Annotated in this window: 14 protein-coding genes; all 14 read right to left on the bottom strand. The window is 37.5% G+C overall.

The features are described from left to right. Positions 1-313: acyl-CoA dehydrogenase family protein (locus tag AC1DRF_RS09485; RefSeq protein WP_477740639.1), on the bottom strand; the 313-nt coding region annotated here is incomplete at its 3' end. A 384-nt stretch (positions 314-697) separates the two neighbouring features. Further along, positions 698-1,831, bottom strand: a complete 1,134-nt coding sequence (gene rpoD / locus AC1DRF_RS09480; protein ID WP_013059219.1) for an RNA polymerase sigma factor RpoD — start codon at positions 1,829-1,831, stop codon at positions 698-700. 65 nt (positions 1,832-1,896) lie between these two features. After that, complete coding sequence (dnaG, locus tag AC1DRF_RS09475; protein WP_427075301.1) at positions 1,897-3,705, bottom strand: DNA primase; 1,809 nt, start codon at positions 3,703-3,705, stop codon at positions 1,897-1,899. A 41-nt stretch (positions 3,706-3,746) separates the two neighbouring features. After that, positions 3,747-4,217, bottom strand: coding sequence for a YaiI/YqxD family protein (locus AC1DRF_RS09470; RefSeq protein ID WP_026106699.1), 471 nt, complete (start codon positions 4,215-4,217; stop codon positions 3,747-3,749). A 311-nt stretch (positions 4,218-4,528) separates the two neighbouring features. Then, positions 4,529-5,332, bottom strand: coding sequence for a pyruvate, water dikinase regulatory protein (locus AC1DRF_RS09465; RefSeq protein ID WP_013059222.1), 804 nt, complete (start codon positions 5,330-5,332; stop codon positions 4,529-4,531). 33 nt (positions 5,333-5,365) lie between these two features. Beyond that, positions 5,366-6,004, bottom strand: coding sequence for a transcriptional regulator CcpN (gene ccpN / locus AC1DRF_RS09460; RefSeq protein WP_427075302.1), 639 nt, complete (start codon positions 6,002-6,004; stop codon positions 5,366-5,368). 258 nt (positions 6,005-6,262) lie between these two features. Further along, complete coding sequence (recO, locus tag AC1DRF_RS09455) at positions 6,263-7,027, bottom strand: DNA repair protein RecO (RefSeq protein WP_427075303.1); 765 nt, start codon at positions 7,025-7,027, stop codon at positions 6,263-6,265. A 27-nt stretch (positions 7,028-7,054) separates the two neighbouring features. After that, positions 7,055-7,198, bottom strand: coding sequence for a YqzL family protein (locus tag AC1DRF_RS09450; RefSeq protein WP_014458193.1), 144 nt, complete (start codon positions 7,196-7,198; stop codon positions 7,055-7,057). 155 nt (positions 7,199-7,353) lie between these two features. After that, on the bottom strand, positions 7,354-8,259 hold the full coding sequence (gene era / locus AC1DRF_RS09445) for a GTPase Era (RefSeq protein ID WP_013059225.1): 906 nt from the start codon (positions 8,257-8,259) through the stop codon (positions 7,354-7,356). Beyond that, positions 8,252-8,650: a cytidine deaminase gene (locus tag AC1DRF_RS09440; protein WP_013059226.1), complete on the bottom strand. Its 399-nt coding sequence runs from the start codon at positions 8,648-8,650 to the stop codon at positions 8,252-8,254. Before AC1DRF_RS09440 ends, era begins: the two co-directional genes overlap by 8 nt. 91 nt (positions 8,651-8,741) lie before the next feature. Then, positions 8,742-9,113, bottom strand: a complete 372-nt coding sequence (locus AC1DRF_RS09435; RefSeq protein ID WP_043976196.1) for a diacylglycerol kinase family protein — start codon at positions 9,111-9,113, stop codon at positions 8,742-8,744. Further along, positions 9,097-9,567 (bottom strand): rRNA maturation RNase YbeY, encoded by a 471-nt coding sequence (gene ybeY, locus AC1DRF_RS09430; RefSeq protein ID WP_025750544.1) that lies wholly within the window; start codon positions 9,565-9,567, stop codon positions 9,097-9,099. Before ybeY ends, AC1DRF_RS09435 begins: the two co-directional genes overlap by 17 nt. Further along, positions 9,564-11,672, bottom strand: a complete 2,109-nt coding sequence (locus AC1DRF_RS09425; RefSeq protein ID WP_043976703.1) for an HD family phosphohydrolase — start codon at positions 11,670-11,672, stop codon at positions 9,564-9,566. Before AC1DRF_RS09425 ends, ybeY begins: the two co-directional genes overlap by 4 nt. 63 nt (positions 11,673-11,735) lie before the next feature. Beyond that, positions 11,736-12,572 (bottom strand): PhoH family protein (locus AC1DRF_RS09420; RefSeq protein WP_477740638.1); only part of this gene is annotated, 837 nt, incomplete at its 5' end.

The raw sequence follows: 12,572 nt of genomic DNA, 5'->3' as shown, positions 1-12,572 counted from the left end.
CCTTTGTTCCGAATAAATAAATAGGTGCGCCCCCGAGCGAAACATGAGCTGAGTATGTAATTCCTGTAGAGCCACATGCTTTACTTAATTCCTCTACGACGATAGCAAAACTAACCGTATCTGCTCCTCCGCCTCCATACTCTTCAGGAAAAGGAAGACCCATTACCCCAAGCTCACCTAACTTTTTAAAAACATCAAGCGGAAATTGCTTACTTCGATCGCGTTCTAATGCATTCGGTGCTACTTCCGCCTCTGAAAACTCTCTCAGCGTCCGTTGAATCATCTTTTGTTCATTGGTTAATTCAAAATTCATTTTTATTCCCCCTAAAAAAATGTATACGCTTACATTATTTAATTATAATTCATTTTTGTAAATTTTCTCAACTTTTAAAACGTTTTAATTTTTTCATGTTATAATAGAGAAGTACCAATCAAAGCAAGAATAAAATGATAGCGATTCCATTTTTCGGATGTTTAAAAGGAATTTGAACAGCTTATGCTCTGTAACAAAAGAATATAAAGGAGCATTTGCAAAACGAAGGACAATTCAGTAAAATATATGAAAGAAGAAAAGTTGGTAAAAAAATCAATATACTTCTTCAAAATGCGTTTTTATGAAATTTATTCCATAAAAAAAATAGATAGCCCCTTTCCTCTAGGAAAGAAGCTATCTCATAAGCGTTATTTACGCTTTTATCTATTCTAAGAAATCTTTTAAACGTTTGCTTCGGCTAGGGTGACGAAGCTTACGAAGCGCTTTAGCTTCAATTTGACGAATACGCTCACGCGTTACGCCAAATACTTTTCCTACTTCTTCAAGCGTACGCGTACGTCCATCGTCCAGACCAAAGCGGAGTCTAAGAACATTTTCTTCGCGATCTGTTAACGTATCAAGGACGTCTTCTAACTGCTCTTTTAATAATTCATATGCAGCATGTTCAGAAGGTGATGTTGCATCCTGGTCTTCAATGAAGTCACCTAAATGCGAATCATCTTCCTCACCAATTGGTGTTTCGAGGGAAACCGGTTCTTGAGCAATTTTTAAGATTTCACGAACTTTTTCAGGTGTTAAGTCCATATCTTCTGCAATTTCTTCAGGAGATGGTTCACGACCTAAATCTTGTAGAAGCTGACGTTGAACACGAATTAGCTTGTTAATCGTTTCAACCATATGAACGGGAATACGAATCGTTCTTGCTTGGTCAGCAATTGCACGAGTAATAGCTTGACGAATCCACCATGTCGCATACGTACTGAATTTATAACCTTTGCGATAATCAAATTTTTCTACCGCTTTAATAAGACCCATGTTTCCTTCTTGAATTAAATCAAGAAACAGCATACCGCGCCCGACATAGCGTTTAGCGATACTTACAACAAGACGTAAGTTTGCTTCAGCAAGACGACGTTTCGCTTCTTCATCGCCTTCTTCAATACGTTTTGCTAAATTGATTTCTTCCTCTGCTGACAATAAGTCAACGCGTCCGATTTCTTTTAAGTACATACGAACTGGATCATTAATTTTTACACCAGGAGGTACACTTAAATCATTTAAATCAAACTCTTCTTCTTTTGACAGTTCTTGAATATCGGGATCGGCATCGTCATCATTTGCTTCAGATTCACTCATTACTTCAACACCTTGTTCTCCAAGGTATTCATAATATTCATCCATTTGATCGGATTCAATTTCGAAGTTCGCCATACGCTCTGCAATTTCTTCGTATGTGAGCACACCACGTTTTTTTCCGATTTCGGTCAATTGATCTTTTACTTGTTCAATTGTTAAATCTGAATCAAGTTGTTTTGATTGAGCTGATTTTTCAGCCATCAGATCCCCTCCTTCCAAAATTTTAAGGAAAACCTTCTAAAAGTGGGACTAATACGCAATATCGTTTATTTTAACGTTTTTTTTAACTGTAAAATTTCCATTGCTATTGTCGCAGCTTTTAAATAATCTTTTTGACGCTCTGCTTCTTGCTTTTCTGCTTCTTTTTTTTCTATCGCTAACCTTTGTGGGTAAATCAATATCGTTTGGACATAATCATTCAAAGCTTGCTCCGACAATTCATCATTGATTGACATCATCGCCAATTCTGAAGCTAGACTAGACAACGAAGACTCGGGCAACCGTTCGATAAATCCGCTCGGATTAGGCTCGTGTCCTTCCTCGTAATAAGCATACAAATATAGAACAAGCGCACGATGTTCCTCAACATTGAACTGACCTTGAAGTCGGTCTTGAATTCTAAATGCTACATCCTTATCTTTCAACATATGAGCGATCAAAAAACGTTCTGCATTTTGATAAGCCGGTAATAAGCTTCTCTTTACGACTGGTTGTCTATTTATATTATTTCGATTTGGAGAATCATTATCCTTTTTCTTTTTTTCAGTTCGATACACTTGATACTGCTGTTCTTTAAGCGCATCTAATGAAATGGAAAACTCTTGTGCCAATTGGCGTAAATAATGATCTCGCTCTACAGCTTTCGTAAGGAGGCTTATTTCTTTCAAAACGTCTTCAATGTATTGCATACGTTCAGATTCATTTTGTAGATTTCGTTTTCGGCGGAGATACCTCATTTGAAATGCCATAAAGGTCAAGCTGCTATTAATAACATCATTTTGAAACTTCTCTGCCCCGTATTCTTTAATATAATCATCCGGGTCATAACCATCCGGCATCACAGCAATCTTAACGGTACAACCTACATTTGTTAAGATTGCTGTTGCTTTGTGCGCTGCTTCAATTCCGGCAGAATCTGCATCATAGCAAATGATAACGGACTCTACATTTCGGCGAATAATCTTGGCTTGTTCTTCTGTTAAGGCAGTTCCCATTGTTGCGATTGCGTTCGGGCACCCTGCTTTAACAGCCGAAATAACATCTGCAAATCCTTCAAATAAAATAACCTGCTGATTTTTGCGTATATGTTTTTTAGCGCGGTGAAAGTTGTAGAGTGTGCGACTTTTGTTAAAAATAGAAGTTTCGGGACTATTTAAATATTTAGGCTGCCCTTTTATCTCTTTTAGCAGGCGCCCTGAAAATGCAATTGTTTTGCCTTGCAAGTCAGCAATAGGAAACATAATTCGATCACGAAAACGATCAAAGTACGTTTCATCTTGGTTGCGTTTAATGATTAAACCTGCATGTTCCATCTCTTGCGGATTAAACCCACGTTTTGTTAAGAACTTACTTACAAATTCCCACGAATCTAAAGCAAAACCTATCTCAAATTCATCGATAATTTCTCGTGAAAACCCTCGATTTATTAAATAATCATAAGCATCTTGGCCTTCTTTTGTATTTACCAATAAATGATGGTAAAATTTCTTTAAAAGCTCGTGTGCTTCAATCATTTTATTGCTAGGCTTTTGATTATCTTCTTCATGAGGATGTATCTCATGTTCGAAAGGAATATCTCCTTTTTCAGCAAGCTGCTGAACTGCTTCCGTGAAGGACAGTCCTTCTAATTCCATTATGAATGAAAATGAATTCCCTCCTGCACCACATCCAAAGCAATGATAAATTTGTTTATCAGGCGATACTGAAAAAGACGGTGTGCTTTCCCCATGAAACGGACAGAGTCCAAAATAATTGCGCCCTTGTTTTTTTAGTTGTACATAATCGCTTATGACGTCGACAATATCTACTGAATGCCGAATACGGTCGATTACTTCATCAGGAATTCGATTTGCCATAGTAACAGCTCCGTATTTCATATAATATTCTTCACTAAGTGCTAAATTCCTGCAAGTTTCGACAACATTTTTTCAAAAGCTTGAATGAAATGCTGGCGATCTTCTTCACTAAATGCCTTTGGGCCTTTAGTATGACGGCCTGACCGTCGCTCTTTTGCAGAAACATAACGAAAGAAAAGCACCGTATTCATTTCGTCGTCATTATAGTACTTTCCACGAGGAGACAGTGCGTAAACCCCTCGACTTACTAACATGCTTGCTAAGCCAGTATCTTGAGTTACCACAATATCCTGCTTGACTGCGTGATTTAAAATATATAAATCTGCGGCTTCCTTTTCTGCATCCACATAGACCCATTTTCCTGGTGTAGGATTTGTTTGCATGTGAGCATAGGAAGCAACAAACACAAGATCGATGTCATATGTATGTGTAAGTTCAACGATTTCTGCTTTAACAGGGCATGCATCAGCATCGACAAAAACTTTACTTTTTCTTTTGCTATAACTCTGTATTCTACATCCCTCCAGAGATTCCTTCTAACAATTTGTTATTTCCTGTAGATGGCATTTGTCGAATACTTTTTTCGATTTTGACTTGACTTTTATATAAATAGTTTATTCGTTCTTAACAAAGTCTAAACCTAAAACTATTCTTTTTTATCACAATTTTTTATTATAATATAAACAATCTATATTTTCTATACCAAAGTCACTTGTTTTTAAAAGTTCTGTCATATTCATCTTTGGGATATTTTCTTAGGCTTACAGCACACAAACATAAGAAAGCAATCTCCTTTATGTCACGCACAGAGGAGATCTATCGTTTATTTCTTTTTGATGGTATTAAGAATGATACCTGCTGTTTCTTCTACGGCTCTGTTGGATACGTCCACCACTTCACAGCCAATCTTATCTACAATCCCTTGGAAAAATTCAAGTTCTTCTTTAATACGGCCAATATTAGCATAAATTGCTTTATCGTTTAGCCCAAGAGACTTTAAACGCTCTTTACGAATATCGTTTAACTTTTCAGGACTAATAGTAAGTCCTATACATTTCTCAGGTGATACGTGAAACAGCTCTTCTGGTGGATCTACCTCAGGTACAATCGGAACATTGGCTACTTTCAAACGCTTGTGTGCTAAAAATTGAGAAAGAGGTGTTTTAGATGTTCTTGATACACCGATTAATACAATATCCGCTCTAAGAATGCCTCTCGGGTCACGCCCATCATCATATTTCACTGCAAATTCAATTGCTTCTACTTTCTTAAAATAATCTTCGTCTAATTTTCTAGCCATTCCAGGCTCATAGCGAGGAGAAAGTTGATAAGAAGATTGAATTTTATCAATTAAAGGTCCAATAATATCAAATACCTCTACCCCGTTCTTGGACGCTTCTTGAATTAAAAATTCTCTCATTTCGGGCTTTACTAGCGTAAAGCCAATAATAGCGTTGTTCATCTTCGCTACTGAAACCACTTCTGAAAGTGTTGCGATGTCCTCTACGTAAGGTACTCTTTTAATTACAAAGTCCGTCATATTGAACTGACTTGATGCAGCCTTTACAACTAGTTCAGCTGTCTCACCTACAGAATCCGAAATGACATAAAGACATGGGTTGTTCATATTTTGTGCATCCCCTTTTTAATCCTTTTTCACTTATAATACTTCATCATTTGCTAATGCTACTAGTAATTTTGTAATATTTGTTTTGGTAATGCGTCCCACCACTTCAAAATTGCCGTCTCCCTCTTTAATAACGGGCATAGCATCAATCTGTTTTTCAATTAAGATCTTAGCAATATCAATTAACAAATCTTCGCGATAGCAATATGTAATGTTGGGCATTCTCGTCATGATAATATGAACAGGAATAGATGTGAGCTCTTGCTTTCCGATACTCGCGCGCAATAAATCTTTACGCGACAGTACTCCCACCAGCTGGGATTTCTCATCCACTACAAAAAGGGTCCCCACGTCTTCTAGAAACATTGTACAAATAGCATCATATACCGACACATTTTCGTTCACAACCACCGGGATAGACTGATATTCTTGCACCTGTATTTTTTTTATTTTATCTGTAAGAAGCTGTGCTCCTGTCTTACCTGTGTAAAAGTAACCTACGCGCGGTCGCGCTTCTAAATAACCAGCCATTGTTAAAATAGCCAAGTCCGGTCTTAGCGTTGCCCGCGTAAGGCTAAGCTGATCTGCAATATGCTCACCTGTAATAGGGCCTTCGTCTTTGACAATTTGCAAAATTTGTTCTTGTCGTTTGTTCAGTTCGATTATACTCACCACCTAATCATTAAATGTGACATACTATTTATAAAACATTATATACTTTTTAAGCAAAAGTAAAAGCTATAACTTATTAATTTTAGCATTTTATCTTTTTAGAATGCCGTTTATTTTACCACGGCTTCTCAAAAAAAGCAGGCATTACGCTTATAATAAGTGAAGCTACCTCTTCGCTCCACAGTAAAAAGGGTGTCCTCTACACACTACGAGGCACCCTAGCGACAGCAATTCCTTGCATATCACTGATTATCTTTTCTATTTCTCATCAGAGAGCGATTGTTTTAAAGACTCCATCTGATTCAAAAAACGCTTTGTTTTTAAAAACAATCCTGAATATTCTTCGTAATATTGATCAATTACAAACTTTAATTGTTTTTTTGTTTCAGGCTTAACAGAAATAGAACCTAACCGCTTTAAATCAATATAATAAAATAGCCTTAATAGTTTAACCGTCATCGGACTAATTTTCAAATGATAAGGATCTTTTTCTAAGCATCGGTGACAAATAAACCCGCCTTCTCGAATGGAAAAATGAAATGTTCCTTCACCTTGGTGGCAGACTGCACATTCATTTAATGTAGGATGAAGACCTAGAACGTTTAACATTTTCATTTGATAAATAAAAGTTAAGATCTCTGCATCATACTCTTCGTTCATATAATGAATGGTTTGGTGCAGCAGCTCAAAAAGAAATGGATTTGGTTTATTGTTCTCAGTAGCTTTATCCGTTAATTCAAGAATATAAGAAGCATACGCTGTTGTGAAGATATCTTCGCGTATGCTTCTCATAGATGAGATAACTTCTCCTTGATGGAGAGTGCCCATTCCTGAACCTGCTTGTATAAAAAAGTATCCATACGTAAATAATTGTGTGACAGAAGCCAAGCGACTACTAGGCTTTTTTGCCCCTCTTGCCATGAGACCCACTTTTCCGAGTTCACGTGAATAAATGGTGACAATTTTATTTGATTCACCGTAATCATTCGTTCGAATGACAATTCCTTCACACTTTTTAAACAATCATCATCACCGCCATCTTACAGAAGGCTAAGACAAGGGAGAATTGAGACTTTCGCTGTTGTCCTCATATGTTTCGGGTCTTTCTTTCACTTCATTTTCAAGTTCCTTAAAAATGAGATAAGTATCAATGCTACCTGTTTGTGAAAAAATGTTCCAAGTAAAATTCAACATAGAACTCCCACCTTTCTAACCATAAAGATCAGATACATATTTCAATTCCTTATGTTTAGAATAGCCTTCCGACGTAAAATCATGTAACACAATTTTTTACAAATTACCTTCTTTTATGAAGGGATATAAATTAATGCAAACAAGAACTCAAATGATTAATATTCGTCTTCTCTAAATCCAAAGTCACGGAGATGCGACGCTCGGTTTCGCCAATCTTTTTGCACTTTTACCCATAGTTCTAAAAATACTTTTGAACCTAAAAGGGCTTCAATGTCTGCTCTTGCTTTTCTTCCTACCTCTTTTAACATCTTTCCTTGCTTTCCAATTACGATGCCTTTTTGTGAATCTCTTTCGACGATAATTGTAGCGCCCACGTAAACAGCACCATTATCTCGTCTTTGCATAGAATCCATCACAACGGCAATAGAATGAGGTATTTCTTCCCTCGTTGCATGCAGTACTTTTTCACGAATTAATTCCGTAATAATAAAGCGCTCTGGGTGATCAGTTACTTGATCTGCCGGATAATATTGCGGACCTTCCGGCAATCGCTGCTTAATTTGATCAAGCAAACGCTCCACGTTATTTCCTTGTAAAGCTGAAATTGGCACAATTTCAGCAAAAGGATATAAGTCTTTATAATTCGTGATAATTGAAAACAATTCGTCTGGATGAATTTCATCAATTTTATTAATCACAAGGAAAACAGGCGTTTTTGTGTCCTTTAAACGCTCGATAATAAATTCATCGCCTCGACCTAAGCCTTCTGTTGCGTTAATCATAAATAAAATTAAATCTACTTCTTTAAGCGTATTTTGCGCTACCTTCATCATAAAGTCGCCTAATTTATGCTTTGGTTTATGAATTCCTGGTGTATCAATAAACACAATCTGCGCCTGATCTTCCGTGTACACACCCTGAATTTTATTTCTAGTTGTTTGCGGTTTGTCACTCATAATCGCAATCTTTTGACCAATTACTCGGTTCAAAAAAGTTGATTTCCCTACGTTTGGTCTTCCAATAATTGAAACAAAACCTGACTTAAATTCATTATTACTCATGTAAATCCTCCGATGAAAATGCTCCTGGAAGTAATTCTTCCACAGTTAATTCTTGTATGTCATTTTTTAAATTGGTTAATATAACTTTCATTTCTTTTGGACAAAGCTCAGAGATTACTTGTCTGCATGCTCCACACGGAGAAACAGGACGATCAGTATCAGCTACTACAGCAAGTGCTGCATACTCTTTATCACCTTCTGAATAGGCTTTAAATAAAGCCGTACGCTCAGCGCAATTGCACATGCTATAAGCTGCATTTTCAATATTGCAGCCGCGATAAACCTTTCCATCTTTCGTCAATAAAGCTGCACCAACTTTAAATTTTGAATACGGTACATAAGCCATTTCACGAGCTTTTTTCGCCTCATCAATCAGTCCGGTCTTATCCATTTATCCGCTCTCCTTTTGCGCTTCTACAGGTCTTTTAACTTGTCCTTTTTTATTATACCACGGGGGTGTAAAGAACCAAAAAGAATCCTTTTTAAAACAAATACTTTAAGAAAATAATTCCTCCTATAAGGACAGCAAAACACGCATAGACCAACACCGCGGCTGCGGCTGCATCTTTTGCGTGTTTTGCTAGTATGTGATATTCAGGAGAAACTAAATCGACAACTTTTTCAACCGCTGTATTCATTAACTCCAAGCTGAACATGCCTGCAATCAGAAGCAGCACAACCACCCATTCACCAGCTGTAATTGACAGCACGGCTCCTAAGAAAAGGACGATGAAAGAAGCTGCTACGTGAATTTGCATATTTCTCTGTGTTTTACAAACATAGATAAACCCTTCTATTGCATAACCAAAGCTACTGACAACTTTAGCTATCCCCTTTTTATCGCGAGAGTCCATATTGTTCTAAAATATCTTTTTGACGTGTAAACATCTCTTTTTCATCTTCTGATGTTTCATGGTCATATCCAAGCAAGTGCAAGAAACCGTGAACCGTTAAGAATCCTAGCTCCCTCATAAACGAGTGATTGTATTCTTCTGCTTGCTCATGAGCTTTTGGAATCGAAATGACAATGTCCCCTAGGACTCTTGGCATCTCATCTCCGATAATTTGCATTTCATCTTCGCCCATTTCTTCTAGCGCAAACGATATTACATCCGTTGGCTGATTTTTATGGCGGTATTGATGATTGATTTCTTGAATTCGATCATTATCCACAAATGTAACGGATACTTCTGCATCCTCTTGCAGATTTTCATATATAGCAGCGGCTTCAAGCAGCTTTTCAAGCTCTTTTTGCTGTTCTTCACTTACTTCGTTTGTTTCATCAATAAAATCAATAACTAAACTCATACCTTCACCTTCTCTTTTTTTATCTCTGGATATTCGATTCGGGAATGAAAAATCCCATTTAAAGTTTCACATAGTGCTTGGCGAATTAACTCTAGCTCTTTGAGCGTTACGTTACACTCGCTAAGCTGCTCATCCTGCAAGCGATCTTTAATAATATTTCGCACCAAGTTCTCAATTTTTTCCGGAGTCGGATTGGACATTGACCTTACGGCTGCTTCTACACTATCAGCTATGCAAATAACCGCTGCTTCTTTCGACTGAGGCTTTGGTCCAGGATAGCGATATTCTTTTTCATCAATTTTTTCTTCTGTTTGTTCGAGTGCCTTATGATAGAAAAACTTAAGCAGAGTGGTTCCGTGATGCTGCTCTGCAATATCTACAATCTCTTTTGGAAACTTGTGATTCCGCAAAATGGTCGCTCCATCTGTAGCATGTGCGATTATAATATTTTTACTAGTCTTAGGACTTAGTTTATCATGCGGATTAGTAATATTCATTTGATTTTCAATAAAATACTGCGGTCGCTTCGTTTTACCAATATCGTGGTAATAAGCCCCGACTCTCGCTAATAAACCGTTAGCTCCTATCGTTTCGCACGCCGCTTCAGATAAGTTTGCCACCATTACGCTGTGATGGTATGTTCCAGGTGTTTCGGTTAAGATTTTGCGTAATAGCGGATGAGTAGGACTCGATAATTCAATCAGCTTCATCGTAGATAAAATGCCAAATCCACTTTCAAAAAACGGTAGCAAACCTATAGCTAAAACGGAAGCGATAACACCAGATGCAATTGACATCATGCTGTAATAGCCAAGCTCTACAGTGCCGATATGACCATTTTTAATAAAAATAATCGCAAAGCTAATAATTACGTTTACCATAGCCACAAATAGACCTGCCTGCAAAATCCGTGAACGTCTGTGCTGCCTGCTTAAAAATAAAATAGCAGCAATATTGCTAATTAAAAAGTAGATCCCAATGTTCATATTAAACGAGGTTGTTAATTCACCATTAAAAATAATGCTTCCACAAATAGCAAATACAATGCTTGATAAAATAGCAATGCGTTCATCCATTAAAATTCGAATCAGCAAACCTCCCACCGCAACAGGAGCTAAGAAACCAATTTCTGATAAATCAATTTGCTGAAACAAGCTTAAGATTTTCATGAGGCCAATCGTAATGGTTGCTACTAATACATACAACAGCAAGGGCTGATATGTCTTGGTGTGAAATTCACGCAAATAGTAAATGAGGCCCGCTATCATCATTACAATCAGCAAAGCTAACCCCGCAAAAGGCTGAATAGATCCTTTATTATTCAACAATCCCGCGAGCTGGAGCTGACGATATATATCAGGATTAATAAGCTGATTTTCTTCTACGATAATCTGGCCTTGTTTGATTCGGACAGGCTCCACTTTTTCCACAGCTGCTTGACGGTTTTCAGCTGTTTTTTGTGGATCATAAATCACGTTTGGAATGATAGCGAATTTAGCGATTGCATTCATTGAATCCTTTAGAGAATTGCTGACATTGGTGTAAACAAGCTGACTTTCTACTTGATCTTTTTTCTCTTCTACATCGCTAATCTTCACTTGATCTTTCATCACATGATGAACGGCCGTGACTACAGCATCTTTCGCAATCGATAAATCACTGTTAGAAGACTGAAGCAGCTGCTTAATGGTATCCTTTGGCAAGTTTTTTTGAATGTCTTCAGGAAGCTTGTCCTCTAGCATTTTTTGTTTGGTTTTTAATACGGCATCGATACTGTCATCTTCATGATCTTCTTTTTCATATTCTGTATTAACTTCCATCATCGCATCAAAAATAGATGCAACAAGATCGACTTGGTTCTGTGCGTATTCTGTTTTTTGTGTATACACATCTTCAACGGCTTGTTCTGCCTCTGCCCGTTTTTTCTCTGTGCTCTCTTTATCTTCAATGGTAACGGGTGAGTAAATGGTTTGCGGAGAAATAGATAGTAATCTGAGATCTAATTCCTGCGGCTTTACATTGCTATACATAGACGCAAACATCATTACACCTAACAAGGCATATAACCCAATTTGAATTAACCGTAATCGCTCGATCTGTGCCATTGTTTGCTTGATTATCCGAAACGTTGACACAAACGTACCCCCTTTTACAAAAAATAGACCCTATTAAGAAAGGGTCTTTTGGTCAGCTTGTTCGTACGCTTGAACGATGCGTCCCACAAGTGGATGGCGCACAACATCTGACTGTTCTAGATGAACAAACGAAATACCTTTAACATTGGTCAGGATTTTCGAGACAGCCGCTAGACCAGACTGAGCTCCTTTTGGTAAATCAATTTGTGAAATATCTCCTGTAATCACCATTTTAGACCCAAATCCTAGTCGTGTTAAAAACATCTTCATTTGCGCCATCGTGGTGTTTTGCGCTTCGTCTAAGATAACAAACGCATCATCTAGTGTACGACCTCGCATATAAGCAAGAGGTGCTATTTCAATAACTCCGCGTTCGATTAGGCGTTGCGTATGTTCTGTTCCTAATACATCATGTAATGCATCATACAGAGGCCGCAAGTACGGATCTACTTTTTCTTTCAAATCTCCTGGCAAGAAGCCAAGACTTTCACCTGCTTCAACAGCAGGACGTGTTAAAATAATACGCTGCACGTGACCATTTTTAAGAGCATTAACGGCCATGACAACGGCTAAATACGTTTTACCAGTACCAGCAGGCCCAATTCCAAATACCAAATCATTTTTCTTAATAGCCGAAATGTATTGACTTTGTCCTAATGTCTTAACACGAATAGTCTTACCTTTTACATTTTTACCAATCTCTTCTTCATATACATCTTCAAAAAACTCGAGAGAATTTTTCTTAGCTAATTGAATCGCATACACAACATCTCGTTCAGATATGGAAATATTTTTTCGGATAATGTTCAGTAACTTTTTAAGCATTTCTTCCACTAGCTGAACATTTTCTGTACTTCCGGAGACTACAAC

Source organism: Priestia sp. P5_B4, from assembly GCF_056400385.1.
The sequence above is the reverse complement of the archived record's forward strand: the minus strand, read 5'-3'. Positions and strand labels throughout refer to the sequence as shown.